This window comes from Nonomuraea sp. CX421 (genome assembly GCF_059358955.1).
Window position 1 is genome coordinate 419949 of sequence record NZ_JCADBK010000004.1, and the last position, 21771, is coordinate 441719.

The following is a 21771-nucleotide window of genomic DNA, read 5'->3' on the forward strand; positions in this document are numbered from 1 at the left end:
CTTTCGCAGCGTGCGGAGAGACCATCATGCCCGTCTCAGCGAGAGTTGAAGGAGTGTCTCGAGTCGCGTGATGGTCGTGTCCGGATCGGTGTGGTGGATCCCCTCGATGCCGAGCGCCCGCGCGGCCACGATGTTGGCCTCGATGTCGTCGATGAACACGCACGCCTCACCGGGCAGCCCCACCAGGCCGAGCGCGTGCTGGAAGATGCGCGGCTCTGGCTTGCGCATGCCCACCTCGCCCGAGATCACCACCGCGTCGAAGATCTCGTCCCAGCCCTCGCGGGGATAGGTGTTGGACCACGAGTTGGACAGCAGGCACGTGCGGACGCCGGCCTCCCTGACGTCGCGCAGCATGTCGTACATCGCCTCGGCCCGCTCGAACCCGGCGAACATCCGCTCCAGCAGCCCGTCGGCCACGGGCGGGGCGCCGTCGACGGTGCGCAGCCGGGCGGCCAGGTCACGCTCGAACGTGGAGCCGTCGATCTCACCGCGTTCGAGCGCGTGCACGACGGTCTCGCCGTCACCGCTGTAGGCATGACGGACGAGCTCGCCCATCACCTCGCGATAGTGGGCGTCGTCGATGCGGTCGGCCACGATCCAGTGCCTGATGGAGTCGGACATGCTGGTCGTCAGCACCCCGCCCCAGTCGATCAGAACACCTGCGACCACGCTGCCTCCTCGATCGGACATCCGCTCCAGATTAGAGCGTCCCACAGCCCTGGGTGACCACATAAAACCGGGATAAAGGACCACCAATTCCCCTGGCTAGGGTGGTGCTCCGTTCCCATCGAACCGAGAAGGGACCGCCGTGCGAACGACGATCCTGATCACCTCCCCCGACAGGTTCACGGCCCCCGGCCTGGAACTCTTCGACCTCCCGCCGATCTTCGCCGGCGGACCCGAATGGCTCACCAAACCCGTCCTGATCGCGCTGCTCAGCTCCGTCGTCGTCATCGCGCTGTGCTGGGCCGCCTTCGCCAGACCCGCGATCGTCCCGCGCGGCTGGCAGAACCTCGGCGAATACGCCTACGTGTTCGTCCGCGACCAGGTCGCCCGGCCCAGCCTCGGCAAGGACGCCGACCGGTGGATGGGCCCGCTGTTCACGATCTTCCTGACCGTGCTGGTCTGGAACCTGATGGGCGTCATCCCCCTCATCCAGTTCCCCGTCGCCGCACACATCGCCTTCCCGCTGGTGGTGGCCGTCAGCGTGTACCTGATCAAGCTCTACCTGGGCATCAGGCACCACGGAGTGCGCGGCTACCTCAAGGGCATCGTGCACCTGCCCGGCCTGCCGTGGTGGGCGTACTCGATCTACGCGCCGCTGATCCTCGCCGAGGTCTTCGTCACCTCGCTGTTCACGCACTTCATCCGGCTCTTCGCGAACATGTTCGCCGGGCACATCCTGCTGGCGTTCTTCAGCGCGGTCGGCTTCTGGTTCGTGTTCGAACGGCTCACGCCGCTCGGCGCCGGGATCGGGCTGCTCGGCGTGGTGATGACCATCGTGCTGACCGCGTTCGAGATGTTCATCCAGTTCCTGCAGGCGTACCTGTTCGCCATGCTGGCCGCGATGTACGTGGCCAGCGGCTTACACGGCGAGCACTAACGCGCCGCGCGGGTGACCCGGGCGGCCAGCGCGCGGTGCTCGGCCGAGCGCAGCACCTTGGCCGCCCGCTCCGCCGACGCGACCGGCGCCTCGTGCAGGATGCCGCGGGCCTGCTTGAGCGTGAGCAGCCGGGTGACCGACTGGTTGAGCCGCTGCCGGCTGATCTTGCCGGACTTCGCCGCGGCCAGCACCGCGTGGTACGCCTTCGGGAAGTCGTACGGCATGAGCAGCAAATCGGCCCCGGCCAGGACGGCTCGCACGGCCACCTCGCCATCGGCGTACTTCTTGCGCACGCCCTCCATGTTGAGCGCGTCGGTCGAGATCACGCCCCTGAAGCCGAGCTTCTCGCGGAGCAGCCCGGTCAGGATGGGCTTGGACAGGGTCGCGGGATCGCCCGACGGGTCGAGCTTGGGGAAGACGATGTGGGCGCTCATCACGGCGTCGACCCCGGCGGCGATCGCGGCCTTGAACGGCGGCGCGTCGACGCGCTCCCACTCGGCCCGAGTGTGCTTGATCACGGGCAGCCCGGTGTGGCTGTCGACGTTGGTGTCGCCGTGGCCCGGGAAGTGCTTGGCGGTGGCGGCGATGCCGGCGTCGCCGAACCCCTTGACCGCGGCCGAGACCATGCCGGCCACCCTGGCCGGGTCGTCGCCGAAGGCCCGCTGGCCGATGACCGGGTTGCGCGGGTTGATGTTGACGTCGGCGACCGGGGCGAAGTCGAGGTTGACGCCCACCGCGCGCAACTCCGCGCCGGTGGCCTTGGCGACGGCCCGCGACATGGAGGTCTTCTGGGTGGAGCCGATCTGCGAGGCGCCGGGGAAGCGCGTCATCAGCGCCGACATCCGCGACACCAGGCCGTTCTCCTGGTCGGTGCCGATGAGCAGCGGCACCCTGGGCGACGCCCGCTGCATCCCGTTGGTCAGCCCGACCACCTGGGCCGTGCTCTTGACGTTGGCGGGAAAGAGGATGACGCCGCCGAGGTGGTAGCGGGCGATCACCTTGGCCGGGGTCTGGGCGCCGTACCTGGCCTGGTTCTCGCCCGAGACGCTGTCGGCCGACGTGCCGTACAGGACCGGCATGAACAGCTGGCCGACCTTCTCCTCGACGCTCATCCGCGACAGTGTGCGGCGCACCTCGTCGCCCTGCGCGGGAGTGCGGGCGGCGGGCGGCGAGGAAGGGGCGGCGCTCGTCGGCGCCGGCGGTTTCGCCGACGGGGCCGACGGGGCGGTCGCCGCCGCCCCGGCCGAGCCGTCGCCTCCGGCGCAGGCCGAGAGAGCGATCACCAACAGGCCCGCCGCACCGATCCGTCCAAGCATGCGTCCAACCGTATCCACGCGGCGTCGTGCGTGAGACCCGTCCGACGCCGAAACCTCCTGCGCGACCGGACCCGCACGACCGCCCGCACGCGTCCGCGGACCGTCCGCGGACCGTCCGCGGACCGTCCGCGGACCGTCCGCGGACCGTCCGCGGACCGCCTACAGGCGGCTCCGCGCGCACGGCCGCCCGCGGGTGCCGGCGGACCGTCCGCGGACCGTCTACAGGCCCAGGCGGGCGAGCTCCGGCAGCTCGGACCGGGCCGCGGCACGGGCGTGCGCGGGCGTCTCCATCCCCCGCGCGGCCTGCGCGGCGAGCTGGCACTGGCCGAGCGTCTGCCCCGCCAGCGCGACCCGTACGGCTGGCAACGCGCGGGGCGACATCGACAACGAGGTCGCGCCCAGCCCGACGAGCACGCAGGCCAGCAGCGGATCGGCGGCCGCCTCCCCGCAGACCCCGCACGGCTTGCCGTTGTCGGAGGCCGCGGTCGCGGTGCGGTGCACGAGATCAAGCAGCGCCGGCTGCCACGGGTCCTGCAGGGTGCCCAGCGTGCCGAGCTGGCGGTCGGCGGCGAAGGTGTACTGGGCGAGGTCGTTGGTGCCGATCGACACGAAGTCGACCACGGTGACCAGGCTCTCGGCGCGCAGCGCGGCCGCCGGGATCTCGATCATCGCACCGGCCGACGCCAGCCCTCTGACGTGGCAGACGCCCGCGAACCAGGAGGCTTCCTCGGCGGTGGCCACCATCGGAGCCATGATCATGAGGTGCGCCGAGCTGCCGTCGGCGGCGCCGGCGAGCGCCTCCACCTGCGTGTCCAGCACGTCCGGAAACCTGCGCAGCAGCCGCAGGCCGCGTTCCCCCAGCGCGGGGTTCGGCTCCCCGCCTGAGGAGGGCAGGAAGGAGAGCGGCTTGTCGGCCCCGGCGTCGAGGACCCGCACCACGACCGTCCGGCCGGGGAACGCCCCCAGCGCGGCCCGGTAGACCTGCCGCTGCTCGTCGGCCGAGGGCGCCTCGCTCCTGCCGAGGAAGAGGAACTCGGTGCGGTAGAGCCCGATGCCCTCGGCGCCGTGGGCCACCGCCGCGTCCAGGTCGCTCTGGCCGCCGACGTTGGCCAGCAGCGGCACCGCGTGGCCGTCGCTGGTCCGGCCGGGACCGCCGGTGTCGCGGGCGACCACCTGCCCGGCCCACGTGCCCCCTTCCGACCGCCCCACGCCGGATCCGGCCGACCGGCCCGCCTCCGAGCCGGCCGACCGGCCGTAGGAGGAGTCGGGCGGCTCGACCCGTACCTGACCGGACGTCCCGTCGACCCGAACGCGCACGCCGGGCCGGATGCCGGTCGCCCCTCGGCAGCCGACGACGGCGGGCACGCCCATCGACCGGGCCACGATCGCGGTGTGGCTGGTCGGCCCGCCCTTCTCCGTGACGAACGCGGCGACGAGGTCCTTCGTCAGCAGCACCGTGTCGGCGGGCGCCAGGTCATGGGCGACCAGCACGTACGGCTGGGGCGCCCCGCCCGGCTCGTCGGGCGGGGCGGGCTCCGACGGAATGCCCGGCATGGGGTGGCCGGTGAGCTCGCCGATCACCCGGTCCCTGACGTCGTCGAGATCCGCGGCCCGCTCGCCGAGGTAGCCGCCGGCTCCCGCCAGCGTTTCGCGGAACCTGGCGAACGCCTGGTAGACGGCCCTGGGCGCGGCGATGCCCTCGTCGATGAAGCCCCGGACGGCCACGGCCAGCCCGGGATCCTCGGCCATCATGGCCTGCGCCCTGAGGATCTCTCCGGCCTGGCCGCCCGCCCGGTCGCCGCGGAGCTCCAGCACCCCGGCGACCTGCTGGAGCGCGTCGGTCGCGCGCTGCTTCTCCTGATCCGCCTCTCCTGTGTAGGTTGCGCCCTCGGGGGGTTCGGGCACGGAGACGGTCACGATGAACGCGGGGCCCTGCCCGGTGCCCGGGCTGACCCCCACCCCCGTCAGATTCATGGCGATCCGGCGATCTTCGCTAGTTCGTCCAGCACTTCGTCAGCTCCCTTGCCCTCAGCCTTGATCACGATCGTCTCGTCCTGCCTGACGTCCAGCGCCAGGATCTGCAGGATGCTCTTGGCGTTGATCGGGTCGCCTCCCGGCACCTTGGCGACGGTGACGTCCATCGGCGCCTTCGTCGCCGCTCGCACGAACGTGGCCGCCGGACGGGCGTGCAGCCCCACCTCCGCCACCACGGTCACCCTGCGTTCAGGCATGCGGTCCTCCTCATGTGCCGGTCCGGACCACCCGGAACCATGTCTAAAGCCACTTTTAATGCCATCGGAACAACTCATCCCCTACATGTACGGTTCCTGCTGCCACACCCCACACCGACCCGGCCACCGCGTCGAGCGCGACGACCGGGCAGACGGGCGAGCGGCCCCCAGCCTCGACGACCGACGGATCCCAGGCCACCACGGGCTGGCCCGCGCGCACCCGATCGCCCTCGGCGGCCAGCAAGGTGAAGCCCTCCCCCTTGAGCTGGACCGTGTCGATGCCGAGGTGCACCAGCACCCCCCTGCCGTCGTCCCCCACGATGACGTAGGCATGTGGATGCAGTTTCATGATTTTTCCGGCGATGGGGGCCACGGCCTTGCCCGGCTCCCTCAGCGGGTCGATCGCCGTGCCAGGCCCCACCATGCCCGCGGAGAAGACCGGATCCGGCACGGCCGCCAGCCCCACAGCCGCCCCCTCCACCGGAGCGAGAACAGTCGTCATGGTCTCGCCCTCTAGCCGATGATGTCCTCGATGTCGCTGGCGATCGTGTCGGCCTCGGGTCCCACGACGACCTGCACCACGTTGCCCGCGGCCATCACCCCGTGGGCCCCTGCCGCCCTGAGGGCCGCCTGGTCGACCTTGGAGGCGTCGTGCACCTCGGTGCGCAGCCGGGTGATGCACGGTTCGATGTCGATGATGTTGCCGACGCCTCCGAGCCCGGCGATGATCGCGTTGACGTCCGCCGCCATCCGATCCTCCTCGTCCTCACGCTTCGATCAGGCTAAACGACACTCCCCGATCAGTCGGTCTGCGTCACCTTGTTCAGCCCGCGCGGCGCGTCGGGGTCGATGCCGAGCCTCCTGGCCAGCGCCTCGGTGAGCAGTTGCCCCGGCACGATCAGGCCCATCGGCGCGACCCACTCGGGCAGGTCGGGGCCCTTCAGCGCGGCCGTGCCCGCCCGCGCCAGCTCGGCTCCCCCACCGATCGTGTACGCCGCCGCGCCGGCCGCCACGACCCGTTCGGCCAGGGCCACCGTGCCGGGCAGGGTCGGGCTGTTCTCCGAGGCGACCAGCACCGCCGGGGTCTCGGCGTCGACGACCGCGATCGGCCCGTGCAGCAGGTCGGCGTAGGACAGGCCCATGGCGTGCAGGTAGCAGGCCTCCTTGAGCTTGAGCGCGGTCTCCAGGGCGGTGGAGAAGGCCAGCCCGCGCGCGGAGACGACGGCGCCGTGCTTGTCGGCCAGCCCCTCGACCACCGCGTCCAGGTCACCGGGGTCGCCGATGAGCTTCTCGACCGCCTCGGGAACCCGCTGGAGGTCCGCCGCGTCAACGTCGGCGCCCAGCCCGAGCGCGAGCACGGCGAGCGCGGCGAGCTGCGTCGTGTAGGTCTTGGTCGCCGGCACCGCCTGCTCCTCGCCGGCGACCGTGCACAGAGCCACGTCGGCGGCCTGGGCGAGCGGGCTGTCCGGACCGCCGTTGGTGATGCCGACGGTCTTCGCGCCGCAGTCCCTGGCCCAGTGCAGCGTCTCCACGATCTCCTCGGTCCGGCCCGACTGGGAGATCGCCACGGCCAGCACGCCGTCGAGGTCAAGCCGGCGCCGGTAGGTCGTCGCGATGGACGGGGCGGCGAGCCCGGCCAGCCGCCCGGCGTGCGACTCCACCAGATAGCGTCCGTAGACTGCGGCGTTGTCGGAGGTGCCACGCGCGATGAACAACAGTTGACGGGTCCGCTCGCCCAGCTCCCTCACCTCACCGACCCGGGGAAGCAGGGAGTCGAGGGTGGCGCGCAGCGCCGCGGGCTGCTCGGCGATCTCGCTGCGCATCTTGGTCGTCATGTGGCGCTCATCCTTCAATCGTTACCGTTCGGACTTGACCCTGTTTTCCGAGATGTGGTGGTCTAGTCCGGACTAGACCAGTACGAACCATAGCCCATTGCCCACGTCCGATCGAGGGGAGGATCCGTGGCGCACATCGATCCGGACAGCCCGGTGCCCAAGTACTTCCAGCTCCGCGAGATCCTGCTGGATCTCATCGACAGCGACGAGCTCAGCATCGGCGCGGCGATCCCGTCCGAGCGCGAGCTCTGCCAGCGGTTCGGCCTGTCCCGCATGACCGTGCGCCAGGCCGTCGACCACCTGGTGTCCGAAGGCAGACTGCACCGGGTCCCCGGCAAGGGCACCTTCGTCGCCCGGCCCAAGATCGAGCTGTCTCTCCAGCTGACCTCGTTCACCGACGACATGCGGGCCCGTGGCATGGCGCCGGGCTCGCGCGACCTCGACCGCAGGATCGTGCGCGCCAGCGCCCACCTGGCCAAGGAGCTGGGCATCCAGCCCGGCGAGGAAGTGCACTTCATCGAGCGTCTACGCACCGCCGACGGCGAGCCGCTGTCGATCGAGCGGGCGCACATCCCGGTCAAGCTGGCCCCCGACCTCGCCGAGCACGACCTGTCCGGCAGATCGCTCTACTCCCTGCTGGAGACTCGCTACGGACTGGTCATGGACGCGGGCGAGCTCACCATCGACGGCGGCATCGCCGACCCCAGCGACGCCGACCTGCTGAAGCTGCCGCGCGGCGGCGCCGTGCTCCTGCTCCAGCGCCGGTCGTTCTCCGGCGGCGTCTGTGCCGAGCTCGGCGTCTCCACCTACCGCGCCGACCGCTACCAGCTGCGTACCATCCTGGAAATGCCCGCTCGACGGGGCTGAGGGCCCGACTCCCATTCCCCCGGAGGAACGCCCGGTGAACGAGACCACCGCCAGGCCTTCGCCGTTCGCACGCGTGATGAACGTGCTCCAGCGCCTGGGCCGCTCCCTCATGCTGCCCATCGCCGCGCTGCCGGCTGCCGCGCTGCTGCTCCGCTTCGGCCAGCCCGACATGCTCGGCTCCAACGGCGCCGAGCCGGGCGGCCTGGCCGACGTGGCCGGGTTCGCGTGGATGAACCAGGTGGCCGAGGTGCTGGCCGCCGCGGGAGCCGCGCTGTTCGAGAACCTGCCCCTGCTGTTCGCCGTGGGCGTGGCGATCGGGTTCGCGCGCAAGTCCGACGGTACGACCGCGCTCGCCGCGGTGGTCGGCTACCTGGTCTTCGACCGGGTGACCAAGGTGATGTTCTTCGGCTCCGGGATCAGGGAGACCGTCCTGCTCAGGCAGGTCCAGGACCAGGGCATCGTGGAGATCGTCAACTACGGCATGCAGAACCCCACCAAGGTGCTCGGCGGCATCCTGATGGGCCTGGTCACCGCCCTGCTCTGGCAGCGGTTCCACCGGATCAAGCTGCCGTCGTGGCTGGCGTTCTTCGGTGGTCGGCGGTTCGTGCCCATCGTCACCGCGATCGTGGCGCTCCTGCTCGGCGTGCTCATCGGCTGGGTGTGGCCGATCCTCGGCGAATGGATCGGCCACGCGGGCGAGGCGCTGACCACTCTCGGTCCCCTGGGCACCGGCATCTACGGCCTGGTCAACCGGCTGCTGATCCCGCTCGGGCTGCACCATTTCGTCAACTCGATCGTCTGGCACGTCGTACCGCAGTGCGAGGTCGGCGGACGGGTCCTCGGCGGCGACTGGAACTGCTACTTCGGCGGCGCCGAGCACTCCGGGCAGTTCATGGCCGGTTTCTTCCCGATCATGATGTTCGCGCTGCCGGCCGCCGCGCTCGCGATGTGGCGGGCCGCTCCCCAGCACCGGCGTCCGGCGGTGGGCGGCATCATGCTCTCGGCCGCCCTGGCCTCGCTCGTCACCGGCATCACCGAGCCGATCGAGTTCGCCTTCATCTTCGTGGCGCCTCTGCTGCTGGTCGTGCACGCCGTACTGACCGGCCTCGCGATGGCGCTCACCACGCTGATCGGCGGCCAGCTCGGCTTCGGCTTCTCCGCCGGTCTGCTCGACATGCTGCTCAACGCCAGCAAGTCCAACACCCAGAACCTTCCGGGCATCCTCCTGCTCGGCGTGGTCTACGGGGTCGTCTACTACGTGGTGTTCAGCTTCCTGATCCGCAGGCTGGACATCCTTACGCCGGGCCGTGAGCCGGAGCCCGACGTCGACTCGGGCGAGGCCCGCACCCCTGAGACCTGACCCCTGACCGTCCGGTCGTGAGCCTCCCGAGCACCCAGGCCGTGCGACGCAGGTGGGTGACACGGGCCGAAACGGGTTGGGGACAGACCGGCCCCTCGGCGTGGCGGACCGAAACACGGAAGACGGCGGCGGATGCCCGATCCAGGTCAAGGTGATCTTCTCCACCAATGCGGCCGGGACGGTGGCGAACGCGGGAAAGTTGGCGACCGGCGTATCTGGCGGCCGGGCCGAAAACTCCTTGTATCGCTTTCCCATCCCCCCGGATGCCCTTGGAGGGCCCATGTCAGCGCTGTCCCGCGTCACTCCCGTCCCCGAGCCGTCCGACCCACGACCCGAGCAGGTCCCGCAGGTGCGCGGAGCACTCGCCCTGGAGCCACGCCCCCTCGTGTGGGGCCCGCCGGGCTCGATCCCCGACGAGCGGCGGCTGCGGCTGCTCGGTCAGGCGCTGGCCGAGGTGCTCACCGGCAGGCGCCCGCCCGAGACCGTCGCCGAACGGCTCACCGACCAGGCCTACCGTGAGCTCGTCCGGGCGGGCCGGATGATCGAGTCCCGCAGACCGCCGTTCGCCGGGGTGCCGCACGTGAAGGAGCCGAGGGACGGAGCCGTGGAGATGTGCCTGCTGGTGCACTGCGGCGACCGCAGCCATGTCCTCGCCGTCCGGCTCGAACGGCGCGGGGTCCAGTGGCTGGTCACCGACGTCGAAACCGCCTGAGCCCGCCGGCCCCGGGAGGCACCGCGCACCGGCCGCGAGCAGGGAACGGCCCCGCCCGTCGAGGGACACCGTTGGCGAAGGAGGTGAACGTGATCTGGCCCGTTGATCACTGCTGTCCTCTGGGGTCGTCACCTGGCGGTTGGCTAAGATCGCGACCATGCGCCTTTCCTTCCATATGCGCGGTAAGGACGGCACGGTCGCGATCGAGGTCGCGCCCAACGACGATCCAGAGGCCCTGGGCTGTCGCTTTCCCAGCGGCGCCCGCGATCTGGCTACCTGCACCGCCGTCATCGAGCACCCCGGACGGGGCTATGAGGGGCTGATGGGGTGGGTGCAACTCGTCAGCAGCACGGACGGCGAGTCGGGTGAGGACGGGTTCGATCCCGACCCGCTGGGCTTCTACGGCGATCTCAACGTGCCCTACGCTTTCTTCGGCGTACAGCCGACGCTGTTCGACGGCCCCTCCCGTGACACGCGCGACGACCTGGTCTGGGTGGCGCACAGCTTCCTGTGCTACTCACCCGACCTGGCGACACGGACAGTGTGCGCAGTCACGGGATTTTCCTGGGGATTCACCATCCGGTCCGGGCGAATCACGATCCAGGGGCCGGAGAAGCTGCCCGCCGGCGACTGGGACCGGCACGGTGCCCGGCTCTCCGGCGCGTACCCCGGGTGGGAGTTCGCCCAGGGTTACCGCACGGGCTGAAGCCAGGTGTGCCGACTCCATCGACGAGCAAGAACGACAACAGCGGCCCCATGATCACGCTTGTGATCATGGGGCCGCTACTTACTGATCTACTTCGCCGACGGTGCCTCGAGGTGGGCGGGGCCGTCTCCGGATCAGGACTGGGCGTGCTTGGGGTCGCCGTGGCAGCGCTTGTACTTCTTGCCCGAGCCGCAGGGGCACGGGGCGTTGCGCTCGACGTTGCCGTAGGCGGCCCGCTCGGCCTGACTGGTGCGGACCCTGGTGTGCTCGACGTCACCCTGCTCGCCGGGGGCGGAGTATTCGAGCTCCGCGGGACGCTCAGGCCCGCGCAGCCCGCGCGCGATGATCGAGCGGGTCTCCGCCACCATCGCGTCCTCTTCCTCGACGATCGGGTTCTCCTGGACCTCGACCTCCATGTTGAACAGGAAGCCGACCGAGTCCTCCTTGATGCCCTCGAGCATCGCGGAGAACATCTCGTAGCCCTCGCGTTGGTACTCGATCTGCGGGTCCTTCTGCGCGTAGGCCCGCATGCCGATGCCCTCGCGCAGGTAGTCCATCTCGTAGAGGTGCTCGCGCCACTTGCGGTCGAGAACCGACAGGATCACCCGGCGCTCGAACTCGCGCATCGCCTCCGGGCCGAGCTGCTCCTCACGCCTGGCGTAGGCCTCCAGCGCGTCCTTCTTGACCTTCTCGGAGATGAAGTCGGCGCTGAGCTCCTCGCGACCGCCGGCCTGCTCGATCAGGTTGTCGATCGTGAGCGTGACCGGGTAGAGCTCGCTGAACGCCTTCCACAGCTTCTCGAGGTCCCACTCCTCGGCGAAGCCCTCGCCCGTGGCGCCCGCGACATAGCCGTCGATCACGTCGCCGACGAAGCCCTGCACCTGCTCGTGCAGGTCGGCGCCCTCCAGGACGCGGTGGCGCTCGGCGTAGATGACCTTGCGCTGGCGGTTCATCACCTCGTCGTACTTCAGAACGTCCTTGCGGATCTCGAAGTTCTGGGTCTCGACCTGGTGCTGGGCGGAGGCGATGGCCTTGGAGACGATGCCGGACTCGATCGGCTGCTCGTCGGGGATGTTGAGCCTGGTCATGATCATCTCGACCCTGGCCGAGTTGAACAGACGCATCAGGTCGTCACCGAGCGAGAGGTAGAAGCGCGACTCGCCCGGGTCGCCCTGGCGGCCGGAACGACCGCGCAGCTGGTTGTCGATGCGGCGCGACTCGTGGCGCTCGGTGCCGAGGACGTAGAGGCCGCCGAGCTCGGTGACCTCGTCGTGCTCGGTCTTGACCGCCGCCTTGGCCTTCTCGAGCGCCTCGGGGTAGGCCTTCTCGTACTCGTCGGGCGTCTCGAGCGGGTCGAGCCCGCGCTGGCGCAGCTCGAGGTCGGCGCGGAACTCGGGGTTGCCGCCGAGCATGATGTCGGTGCCACGGCCGGCCATGTTGGTGGCGACGGTGACGGCGCCCTTGCGGCCCGCCTCGGCCACGATCGCAGCCTCACGCGCGTGGTTCTTGGCGTTGAGCACCTCGTGCGGCACGCCGCGGCGCTTGAGCGCCTTGGACAGCCGCTCGGACTTCTCCACCGAGGTGGTGCCGACGAGGACGGGCTGGCCGTTCTCGTAGCGCTCCTTGATGTCCTCGACGACCGCGTTGAACTTGGCGTCCTCGGTCTTGTAGACGACGTCGGCCTGGTCCTTGCGGATCATCGGCCGGTTGGTCGGGACGGGCACCACGCCGAGCTTGTAGGTCTGGTGGAACTCGTTGGCCTCGGTGGTGGCCGTGCCGGTCATGCCGGACAGCTTGGTGTAGAGGCGGAAGTAGTTCTGGAGGGTGATCGTGGCGAGAGTTTGGTTCTCGTCCTTGATCTTCACGCTCTCCTTGGCCTCGATCGCCTGGTGCATGCCCTCGTTGTAGCGGCGCCCGTGCAGCACTCGGCCGGTGAACTCGTCGACGATCAGGACCTCGCCGTCGGAGACGATGTAGTCCTTGTCCTTCTTGAACAGCTCCTTGGCCTTGAGCGCGTTGTTCAGGAAGCCGACCAGGTGGGTGTGCTCGGGCTTGTAGAGGTTGTCGATGCCGAGCCAGTCCTCGACCTTGGCGACGCCCGATTCGAGGATGCCGACCGTGCGCTTCTTCTCGTCGACGACGTAGTCGCCGGTGCTCTCCTCGCCGGGGTTCTTGGCCTCGACGCCCTTGCGCAGGCGGGGCACGATCTTGGCGAACTCGGCATACCATTTGCCGGACTGCTCGCCGGGACCGGAGATGATCAGCGGCGTGCGGGCCTCGTCGATGAGGATGGAGTCGACCTCGTCGACGATCGCGAAGTTGTGGCCGCGCTGCACGCACTCGTCGAGCGACCAGGCCATGTTGTCGCGGAGGTAGTCGAAGCCGAACTCGTTGTTGGTGCCGTAGGTGATGTCGGCTTCGTACTGCCGGCGGCGCTCCTCGGACGGCTGCCCCGACAGGATCATGCCGACCTCGAGACCGAGGAACCGGTAGACGCGCCCCATGTTCTCGGCGCCGACCTTGACCAGGTAGTCGTTGACCGTGACCACGTGGACGCCCTTGCCGGACAGGGCGTTGAGATAGGCGGGAAGGGTGCAGGTGAGCGTCTTGCCCTCACCGGTCTTCATCTCGGAGATGTTGCCCATGTGGAGATTGGCCCCACCCATGATCTGCACGTCGAAGGGCCGCTGGCCGAGCACGCGGCGGGCCGCCTCGCGCACGGTGGCGAACGCCTCGGGAAGCAGGTCGTCGAGCGACTCACCGTCGGCGTGGCGCTGCTTGTATTCGTCCGTCAGGGCGCGCAACTCCGCGTCGGACAGGCTCGTGAAGTCGTCCTCAATGGAGTTGACCTGGTCTGCGATCCTCTTGAGCTTGCGCAGGATCTTGCCTTCGCCGGCACGCAGGATCTTGTCGAGAATGGCTACCACTTTATGTAAAGCTCCTCGCAGGTCTACCCCGGCGGCGCCGCCAGGAGGAGAGGCCGAGACAAACTTCCCCGTTGCCATGGTAGGCGGTTCCGCCAGCGGACACAGCCACCGCGACATCGTGGGCGCCGAACGAGTCTGGGAGAATGGGGCCCTAGGCAGAGGGTATGCCGGTTGACAGCCGGCTCGCACCAAATGGCGGGATATCCGGCAAGGGAAGGATTTTGTCATGGTTGAAGGCACGAAGACGGAACAGACCGAGAATCTGGGCAGTCACGGCGGACGCGCGTCTTCGTGGCTCGCCGTCACGGTCATGCTGATCGCCTTCATCGTCGCTGGGTTCGGGATGACCATGGCGAGCTGGACCCTGATCTGGGTCGGCGTCGGCCTGCTGGTCGTCGGCGGGATCCTGGCACTCGTCTTCGACATCTTCACCGATGTCGTGGTCGACGCGCCCCGCGTGGGGATGTCGGTCGAAGACCACCGCTGATTCCGGGCCGGCGGCGGGCATCGCGTTCTGTCGGTGCCCGCCGCTAGCATGCGCGGCATGCTTTGCCGTACGAAATCAGCGCAATGTCCGATCTGACGGCCGACGAGGCACGCCGGATCATCCTGTGGGCGCAGGGGTTGCTCGGAGCTGACGTCCGGCGAGGCGGGGTGCACGGCATGCTCCGCAGACTCGGCGCGGTCCAGCTCGACACGATCTCGACCGTCGCCCGCTCCCACGAGCTGGTCGCCTACGCCCGGCTGGGCGCGGTCAGCCGCCCCAAGGTCGAGCGCGCCTACTGGCACAACCCCGCTCAGAGCTTCGAATACTGGTGCCATGCCGCCTGCATCCTGCCCATCGAGCACTGGCCGCTCTACGCGTTCCGCCGCCGCGCCTTCCGCGAGCGCCGCTACCGCTGGCACGAGGTCCCCGACCACGTGGACCTCTTGCTGCGGCAGGTCCGCGACTCCGGCCCGGTGACGACCGCCGACGTGGGCGGCGCGCGCCCCGTCAAGGCCGACGGCTCGACCGGCGAGTGGTGGGACTGGTCCGACTCCAAGATCGGTCTGGAGTGGCTGCTCGACATCGGCGAGCTGGTCTGCACCCGCCGCGTCGGCTGGCGCCGCGTCTACGACCTGGCCGAACGGGTGGTGCCCGCCGACCTCCTGGCCGAGGAGCTCTCCGACGAGGAATGCGTGCTGCGGCTCGCGCGTGTCGCGGGCCGTTCGCTGGGCGTCGCGACCCGGGGCGACCTGATCGACTTCCTGCGGCTCAAGGGCCGCCACGCCGCGATGCTCGACGAGAGCCTGCTCAGCGGCGCCGCCGGGCTGGTGCCCGTGAACGTCGCCGGCTGGCCCGCCAAGAAGGGCCAGGCGGGCGCGTGGGCCGATCCCGCCGCCCTGGAGTCCCAGCCCCGCGGCCGGCACCGCACGACGCTCGTGTCACCGTTCGACTCGCTCATCTGGCACCGCGGACGCACCGAGCGGGTCTTCGGCTTCGCCTACCAGCTGGAGCTCTACGTGCCCAAGCACAAGCGCGTCCACGGCTACTTCACCATGCCGGTGCTGGCCGGCGGCCGGCTGATCGGCCGGGTCGACCCGGCGCGCGAGGGCACCACCCTGGTCGCCCGGCAGGTCAGCCTCGAACCCGGGCTCAGCGCCGCCAAGTGGGCCGGCGCGATCGGCGACGCCCTCTGGTCGGCCGCCGACTGGGTGGGGTGCGACGCCGTACGAGTCGAGCGCGCCGACCCGGAGCTCGCCGCCCACCTGGCGGCCGGCGTCAGGTGATCTCCAGCATGCGCTCGCGCACCGCGTAGACCACGGCCTCCATGCGCGAGTGCAGCTGGAGCTTGTCCAGGATGTTGCGGACGTGGTTCTTCACGGTGTTCTCGCTGATGAACAACTGCTTGGCGATCTCGCGGTTGTTCATGCCCTTGGCGACCAGACGGAGCACCTCCATCTCGCGGTCGGTCAGCCTGGGCACCGGCAGCTGGGGCGGCCGCTCGCTCTCCTTGCGGCTCATGTTCGCGAACTCACTGATGAGCTTCGCGGCCATGGCCGGGTTGATGAGCGACTGCCCTTCGTGCACCCCACGCACCGCGGCGGGCACGTCGTTGATCTGAACGTCCTTGAGGAGGTAGCCCGTCGCGCCGGCCTTGATGGCCTCGAACAGGTCCTCCTCCTCGTCGCTGACGGTCAGCATGATGATCCGGGTGCTCGGCACCGAGGCTTTGATGCCCTTCGTCGCCTCGATGCCGTCCTGCCGGGGCATCCGCACGTCCATCAGCGCCACGTCGGGCATGAGGCGATCGGCCGCCTCGACCGCCTCCTGCCCGTCGCTCGCCTCACCGACCACCTCGATATCCGGCTCGGCCGCCAGCGCCAGTGCCAGGCTCCGCCTGATCAGTTCGTGATCGTCGACGATCAGCACACGGATGGGCTCGCCACTCGGCGCGCCGGTCTCGCTGGACTCTGTCACGAGGCCTCCTTGATCCGCCTCGCGACCTCGGTTCGCTCGCCCATCACCTGACTGAGCTCGCTCACGTCTCCTCCTCGTCGGGGGGCCAGAGCCGTCGAACCGCCATGATGGCACGGGTGCCACGGTTCTCGGGTGGTCGAGAAGATCTTTTAAGACCGTATCAGGGCTCTACGAGCCGCAACACGCCGTAGTTGTAGCCACGCCGGTTGTACACGACACACGGCTGGCCGCTCTCCTTGTCGCGGAACAGGTAAAAGTCGTGGCCGACCAGCTCCATCTCGAGGAGGGCCTGGTCGATGGTCATGGGATCGGCTTTGTGAAACTTCTCCCTCACGATGAGGGGGCCGTCCCCGTCCATCTCGATGGGGACGATGTCGTCGTACTGCCTGTCGTCCGGCAGCTCGTCTTCCTCGGGCTCGACCGGCTTGGTCTCGCTGGGCGTCAGATCGGCGACGTCGGGCAGCGTCGCGGTGATCTCCGCCACCGAGGGCGGGGCGTGGTTGCCATGGTGCACCTTGCGCCGGTCGGCGAGCCTGCGCATGCGGCCTTCCAGCTTGTCGAGGGCCAGATCGAGAGCGCCGAATCGGTCATCGGCGGAGGCTTCGGCACGGATCGCCGGCCCCCGGGAGTGGATGGTCAGCTCCACGCGCTCGCGCTGCTGGGCGAGTCGCGGGTTGCGCTCCTTGGACACCTCCACATCGACTCGGATGAGCTTGCTGTCCAGGCGCTCGATCCTGGCCAGCTTGGTCGTCACGTGGTCTCGGAACCGATCGCTCACTCCTGTGTGCCGGCCCTTGACGATGATGTCCATACAACAGCCCCCCTTCGTCTAACGACTGAGAACGAGCGCCCGACGATGCGCCTGCCGGACGGGGCCTTTTACTTGCCTTTCTCTCACCGGTACCCTCTTCCGACGTCGCGTCACCGGGATCTCGGGTGGCACCCGCCCGGCCGACCTGGTCTTCGACCCCACATCCGCCTGCTGAGGGGTTCGCAGCTCTGTCGCCACTACTGCCCTTCTCTCCTGACGAGGGACATCTGGACCCTCGGGGAGGCAGGACTTACCCCTAAGCCGCACCGTGCTCGATCGACAAAGAGTCGCCTTACGTGGACCGTTTCGCCTGCGGCTGGCATCGGCTAGCAGAGCCGGGAGCCCCGACCCTGCGCAACCACGGACCCGAACGGGTGCCATGTCTGAACGCTATCTCTCCTCGGCGGCTGATGTCAGCCGGACAAACCCCCAAATGATCACTTTCCGTGATTTTCGTACTTTGTTACGGGGGTGAAGGGTGCACCGGTTGATACGGAGCACCCCGTATGGGCATGGGATCGATGGACGCTGAGCTGGTCGGTCAGCGTCCAGAGGTGAGCGATATATCACGTTCTGGCGACCACCTCTCATTGGATCTTTCTTCACAGAGGGTCACCGTATCCTTCTTGAGATCTTCGGCGTGTCGCCGCCACCGTCGCGGCGAAGAGCACCGGCGCGCCGCCCGCGCGAAGTGCCCTGGCGGCCTCGGCCAGGGTGGAACCGGTGGTCACCAGGTCGTCCACCAGCACCACGGGACCGTCGACGGGCCCGGCCAGGCGCAGCGAGCCGGCCAGGTTGGCGGCCCGGCCCGCGGCGCCCAGACCGGTCTGGTCGGCCACGCGCCGGGCCGGGGCCAGCACGTGGCGCACCTCTGCCCGATGACCGAGCCGCCCAAGCCGGGCGGCGGTCAGCGCGGCCAGCCGCCCGACGGGGTCATGCCCCCTCGCCCGGCGGGTGCGGCGCGCGCTCGGCACCGGCACCAGCGTGAACCCGCCCGCCCCTGGGCGGCCGGGCATCCCGGCGAGCACCCCAGTTGCCATCGCGGCGGACACCCGGGCCGCCACCCCAGCGGGCATCCCGGCTGCCACCCCGGCGAGCATCCCGGCGGGCATCCCGGAAGTCATCCCGAAGGCCACGGTGAAGGCCAGCGCGTCGGCCAGGGGCGCGGCGAGCGCCACCTGAGCCCGTTCCTTGTAGGAGACGATGGCCCGCCGGACGGGACCCGCGTAGTCGGCCGCCGACCAGCACTCGGGCAGCCCCGGCGGGCGCGGGCTGGGCGAGCGGCGCGCCGGGTCGGCGAAGAGACCCTCCTGGCAGCGGTCGCAGAGCGGGGCGCCCCTCACGCCACAGCCCACGCACGGCTGCGGCAGGAGCAGATCCAGCAGGGCAGTCAGCACACCGCCAGCATGCCCACCGTCACCGACGGTTTCCGGCGCGTCAGCCCAGGGGGAAGAGGGGGCTGTCGGCGTCGGACTCCACCTTGGACGTCCAGGCCTGCGACTCGCGCTTGAACTCGAGGACCTCGCCGCCGTCCTGCGTGGCGGCGAGGACGCGGTCGCTCAGCGCGGTGAGGCTCTTGAGCCCCTTGTTGCCCGTGGGAAGCTGCGTGGTCTCGCCGTCGCCGATGTTGATCTCCCTGACGCTCTGTACGGCGTTGCTCTGCACGAGCACCAGCAGCCGCTCGCCGTCTCGCCAGGCGATGTCCCTGATCTCCTCGTCCTTGACCGTGGTCAGCGTCTGGAAGTTGCCCAGCATCGTGGCGCCGGCCCCACTGGTGATCGCGCCGATCATGACCTGGTTCTCGCCGATGGTCACCGCGACCCGGACGCCGTCCCTGGCGATCCGGAGCCGGGTGACGTCGAGGTTGTCCAGGCCGGGCGCGGCGACGCGCTCGGGGCCGCGACCGGCCGTCACATCGCAGCGCAGCACGGCTCCGGCGGCCTTGTCGTAGGTCCACAGGGTGCCGTCGCGATGCCAGGACGGGGCCGTGAGCTCGTTGCCGGGGATCCACTGCTCCCACCGGCCGTCCGGGGCGACGCGGGTGACCCAGATGCCGCCACCGCCCTGGTGCTTGCCCGCGATCAGATCGCCGCCGCCGGACATCGCCAGGTTCGTGTAGGTCTCGCCCGGCTGACCGGCGGGGCCCTGGACGGCGTTGCCCGCGCCGTCGTCGTTCAGCGAGTGGACCGCCCCCTTGCTCGTGTAGTAGGCGGGGCGGACGTCGTTGTCCAGCCACTCCTCGCGCAGGATGGCGGGGATCGTCAGCGCCTCGGACGAGAAGAACGGCTCGCCGTCGAGCTGCACCTCGATGATCCGGCCGTTGGCCACGTTGTTGGCGTTGAGGCTCCACTTCAGCTGGGCCTTGAGCCCGTCGGCGAAGACGCCGCCGGCGTCGATCGGGCCGCTCAGGTTGACCACCACACGGTCGTCGGCCGAGCGGACCGACCTCACGCTCAGGCCCTGCGGGAAGACGCTGCCGACCGCGCCCGACAGAGCCCTGCTCGGGCCCTGGAGCAGGCGTCTGACGATGGTCTCGGCGAAGTTCTCCGTGGGCTTGACGCGCAGCCGCACCCGGTCGGCCACCAGCCGCCGGTCGGTCGCCGGGTCGGCCACGCCGGGCGGTCCGGCCAGGTAGTAGAGGCTCGTCGGCCGGTACGCGCGGCTCACGTCGTCCTGCGTGAGCAGCAGGCCGGAGCCGCCTTCCATCGACGTGACGCGGTAGGCGCCCTTTTCGTTCTGCAGGAGCAGGAAGTCGATCCGCTGGGGCTGCGCGCCCGAGATGGGCACGTAGGTGTCGTCGTCCTCGATCCGGGCGACCGGGGTGCCGATCAGCCTGATGCGGACCTCCTTGCCGTCGCCCTTGCCCACGTACTCGTACTTGGGAGTGTTGCCGATCACGGTGACCGGGCCGTCCGGCCGCCAGGTCTTCGCTGCCTCGCCCGTCAGGTAGCCGGGCAGCACCTCGGGGTCGTCGGCGTAGGCGGCCATCGCGGCCTGCAGCCCCTGCACCACCTGCTGGGGGCTCCAGTCGTCGCGGGGCGAGACCGCGATCATGCGCTGGAACGGCTTGCTCAGGTCGCCTCCGCCGGCCTCCTCCACGGGGAACGGCCCTCCGACGGGGATCACCGCGCAGCCCGACCCCGCGCACGCCACGGCGGCCGCGAGCACCAGGGCGGCGCCGAGCCGGCTAGTCCTCGTCATGGCCGGCTCCGTCCCCCGTCGCCGGCAGCAGCACCGGCGTCATCTGCCCGCGCCAGGTGCGGCGCATCTCGATCTCCGGCGGCACCAGCGACAGCGGCGAGCCCTTGAGATCGGCGCCGGCCTCCCGGGGCAGCGTCAGCCTGAACTGCGTGCCCTCCCCCGGCTGGCCCCACGCCTGCAACCAGCCGCCGTGCAGCGTGGCGTCCTCGCGGGAGATCGCCAGGCCGAGCCCGGTGCCGCCGATGGTCCTGGCCCGCGACGGGTCGGCGCGCCAGAACCGGTCGAACACCAGGGTCTCCTCGCCCGGCTTCAGCCCGATCCCGTGGTCGCGTACGGCGACGGCCACGGCGTCACGGTCGGCGCCCACGGTCACCACGACGTCCTTGCCCTCGCCGTGCTCGATGGCGTTGAACAGCAGGTTGCGCAGGATGCGCTCGACGCGGCGGTTGTCGACCTCGGCCATGCACGGCTCGTTGGGCAGCCTGAGCTCGAAGCGGGTGTTGTGGCGCTCGGCCAGCGCCTCGGAGTCGCCGATCGCGCGCAGCACCACGTCACGCACGTCGACCGAGTCGAGGTCGAGCGTGGCGGCGCCGGCGTCGTAGCGGCTGATCTCCAGCAGGTCGGCCAGCATCGACTCGAACCGTTCGAGCTGGGCCTGCATGAGCTCGGCCGAGCGGGCGGCCATCGGCTCGAAGTCCTCGCGGGCGTCGTACAGCAGGTCGGCGGCCATGCGCACGGTGGTCAGCGGGGTGCGCAGCTCGTGGGAGACGTCGGAGACGAACTGCCGCTGGACCTGCGACAGCTCCTCCAGCTGGTGGATCTTGAGCGCCAGGTTGCCGGCCATCTCGTTGAACGAGGCCGCCAGGCGGGCCAGGTCGTCCTCGCCGCGCACCCTGAGCCGCTCGTCGAGCTTGCCCGAGGCCAGCCGCTCGGCGGCCTGCCGCGCCAGCCGCACCGGGCTCACGACCTGGCGGGTGACCAGCGAGGCGATCGCGGCGAGCAGCAGCACGAGCCCGAAGCCGACCACCACGATGGCCAGCCGGACGTTGGACAGCATCTGCTCTTCCTCGCTGAACGGGAAGAAGTGGTAGACCTCGTAGGTCGCGCCGCCGTCGACGCTGACCAGGCCACCGATGACCAGGGTGAGCCTGGACTGGCTCTCGCCGGTGAACTTGATGTACGCCTTGTGCAGGTAGGGCTTGTCGTTGGGGACCTTCTCGACCTGGCGGTGCAGCCACTGCTGGAGCGGCTCGGGCACGTTCGCCGGCATCACGTTGCCCGAGGCACGCGACCTGCCGGGGCTGGCCGGGTTGAGGATCAGCACCTCGTAGCGTTTCTTCGAGCCGTCGTCGCCGGAGCCCGTGATGGTCTCCATGACGGCGTCGAGCGGGTCGGCGGGGGCGTTCTTGCCGGAGGCGGGTTTGGCCTGGTCGTCGAGCTCCTGGTTGAGCGCGTCGGCGATCTGCACGCGGTCGGCGAAGGCCTCGCCGGCGGCCGCGTCCTGGCGGCCGGTGATGACCGACTTGTTGATCTGGTCGGACAGGAAGACGCCCAGCACGACCACCACGGTCACGGAGATGACCAGCGTGCTGGTGACGACCTGGAGCTGGAGCGAGCGCCGCCAGACGCGCCGCACCGTGCCCGCCGCACGACGCGCCCGCCGGCGGACGCCGCCGAGGATCTGGCGGAGGGTCCGGCGGCGAAAACGCTTCGTCTTCGGCGGCGGCATGGCGGGGAGGGG

General features: G+C 70.0%; 20 protein-coding genes. 7 read left to right on the forward strand and 13 right to left on the reverse strand.

Features of this window, described 5'->3' with window-relative positions:
• Positions 1-24: 24 nt before the first annotated feature.
• Positions 25-690, reverse strand: a complete 666-nt coding sequence (locus AC5L3X_RS10680; protein WP_189126721.1) for an HAD family hydrolase — start codon at positions 688-690, stop codon at positions 25-27.
• A gap of 118 nt (positions 691-808) precedes the next feature.
• On the opposite strand from AC5L3X_RS10680, the gene atpB reads away from it, so the two are divergent.
• Positions 809-1603 (forward strand): F0F1 ATP synthase subunit A, encoded by a 795-nt coding sequence (atpB, locus tag AC5L3X_RS10685; protein ID WP_494856689.1) that lies wholly within the window; start codon positions 809-811, stop codon positions 1601-1603.
• Here atpB and nagZ read toward each other — a convergent pair.
• The 6 genes from nagZ to AC5L3X_RS10715 form a co-directional block, all read right to left on the reverse strand.
• Positions 1600-2919, reverse strand: a complete 1320-nt coding sequence (nagZ, locus tag AC5L3X_RS10690) for a beta-N-acetylhexosaminidase (protein ID WP_494856691.1) — start codon at positions 2917-2919, stop codon at positions 1600-1602. The genes atpB and nagZ overlap by 4 nt on opposite strands.
• Before the next feature lie 219 nt (positions 2920-3138).
• A complete protein-coding gene (locus AC5L3X_RS10695) occupies positions 3139-4893 on the reverse strand; it encodes a phosphoenolpyruvate--protein phosphotransferase (protein ID WP_494856693.1) in 1755 nt (584 codons plus the stop codon).
• Positions 4890-5150, reverse strand: coding sequence for an HPr family phosphocarrier protein (locus AC5L3X_RS10700; protein ID WP_494856695.1), 261 nt, complete (start codon positions 5148-5150; stop codon positions 4890-4892). Before AC5L3X_RS10700 ends, AC5L3X_RS10695 begins: the two co-directional genes overlap by 4 nt.
• A gap of 55 nt (positions 5151-5205) precedes the next feature.
• A complete protein-coding gene (locus AC5L3X_RS10705; protein WP_494856696.1) occupies positions 5206-5652 on the reverse strand; it encodes a PTS sugar transporter subunit IIA in 447 nt (148 codons plus the stop codon).
• Between the two features lie 11 nt (positions 5653-5663).
• Entirely contained in the window at positions 5664-5900 is a 237-nt protein-coding gene (locus tag AC5L3X_RS10710) for a PTS sugar transporter subunit IIB (protein ID WP_189126727.1), read from the reverse strand.
• A gap of 50 nt (positions 5901-5950) precedes the next feature.
• Positions 5951-6985, reverse strand: coding sequence for an SIS domain-containing protein (locus tag AC5L3X_RS10715; RefSeq protein ID WP_189126728.1), 1035 nt, complete (start codon positions 6983-6985; stop codon positions 5951-5953).
• Between the two features lie 126 nt (positions 6986-7111).
• On the opposite strand from AC5L3X_RS10715, the gene AC5L3X_RS10720 reads away from it, so the two are divergent.
• The 4 genes from AC5L3X_RS10720 to AC5L3X_RS10735 all read left to right on the forward strand — a co-directional run bounded on the left by AC5L3X_RS10720 (position 7112) and on the right by AC5L3X_RS10735 (position 10630).
• Entirely contained in the window at positions 7112-7852 is a 741-nt protein-coding gene (locus tag AC5L3X_RS10720) for a GntR family transcriptional regulator (RefSeq protein WP_189126729.1), read from the forward strand.
• 34 nt (positions 7853-7886) lie between these two features.
• The gene (locus tag AC5L3X_RS10725) at positions 7887-9212 is read left to right on the forward strand and encodes a PTS transporter subunit EIIC (RefSeq protein ID WP_494856698.1); all 1326 of its coding nucleotides are present in this window, start codon (positions 7887-7889) and stop codon (positions 9210-9212) included.
• Positions 9213-9492: 280 nt separating this feature from the next.
• Entirely contained in the window at positions 9493-9924 is a 432-nt protein-coding gene (locus tag AC5L3X_RS10730; protein ID WP_494856700.1) for an Rv3235 family protein, read from the forward strand.
• A 157-nt stretch (positions 9925-10081) separates the two neighbouring features.
• Positions 10082-10630 carry a hypothetical protein gene (locus AC5L3X_RS10735; RefSeq protein ID WP_494856702.1) on the forward strand — a complete coding sequence of 183 codons (549 nt, stop codon included), beginning with the start codon at positions 10082-10084 and terminating at the stop codon, positions 10628-10630.
• Positions 10631-10764: 134 nt separating this feature from the next.
• On the opposite strand, the gene secA is transcribed toward AC5L3X_RS10735, so the two are convergent.
• A complete protein-coding gene (secA, locus tag AC5L3X_RS10740) occupies positions 10765-13557 on the reverse strand; it encodes a preprotein translocase subunit SecA (RefSeq protein ID WP_189126730.1) in 2793 nt (930 codons plus the stop codon).
• A gap of 226 nt (positions 13558-13783) precedes the next feature.
• On the opposite strand from secA, the gene AC5L3X_RS10745 reads away from it, so the two are divergent.
• Positions 13784-14044 carry an HGxxPAAW family protein gene (locus AC5L3X_RS10745; RefSeq protein ID WP_189126731.1) on the forward strand — a complete coding sequence of 87 codons (261 nt, stop codon included), beginning with the start codon at positions 13784-13786 and terminating at the stop codon, positions 14042-14044.
• Positions 14045-14127: 83 nt separating this feature from the next.
• Entirely contained in the window at positions 14128-15327 is a 1200-nt protein-coding gene (locus tag AC5L3X_RS10750; RefSeq protein ID WP_494856703.1) for a winged helix-turn-helix domain-containing protein, read from the forward strand.
• Here the strand turns inward: AC5L3X_RS10750 and AC5L3X_RS10755 are convergent.
• From AC5L3X_RS10755 to mtrB, 5 genes are all read right to left on the reverse strand, one after another.
• Positions 15320-16018 carry a response regulator gene (locus AC5L3X_RS10755; RefSeq protein WP_189126733.1) on the reverse strand — a complete coding sequence of 233 codons (699 nt, stop codon included), beginning with the start codon at positions 16016-16018 and terminating at the stop codon, positions 15320-15322. The two genes, AC5L3X_RS10750 and AC5L3X_RS10755, sit on opposite strands and share 8 nt — an antisense overlap.
• A gap of 160 nt (positions 16019-16178) precedes the next feature.
• Positions 16179-16829: a ribosome hibernation-promoting factor, HPF/YfiA family gene (gene hpf / locus AC5L3X_RS10760; RefSeq protein ID WP_189126734.1), complete on the reverse strand. Its 651-nt coding sequence runs from the start codon at positions 16827-16829 to the stop codon at positions 16179-16181.
• A gap of 602 nt (positions 16830-17431) precedes the next feature.
• Positions 17432-18226, reverse strand: a complete 795-nt coding sequence (locus AC5L3X_RS10765; RefSeq protein WP_494856705.1) for a ComF family protein — start codon at positions 18224-18226, stop codon at positions 17432-17434.
• Positions 18227-18266: 40 nt separating this feature from the next.
• On the reverse strand, positions 18267-20030 hold the full coding sequence (locus AC5L3X_RS10770; protein ID WP_494856707.1) for an LpqB family beta-propeller domain-containing protein: 1764 nt from the start codon (positions 20028-20030) through the stop codon (positions 18267-18269).
• A complete protein-coding gene (gene mtrB, locus AC5L3X_RS10775) occupies positions 20017-21759 on the reverse strand; it encodes an MtrAB system histidine kinase MtrB (RefSeq protein ID WP_189126737.1) in 1743 nt (580 codons plus the stop codon). The genes AC5L3X_RS10770 and mtrB overlap by 14 nt, the downstream gene beginning before the upstream one ends.
• Positions 21760-21771: the final 12 nt, after the last annotated feature.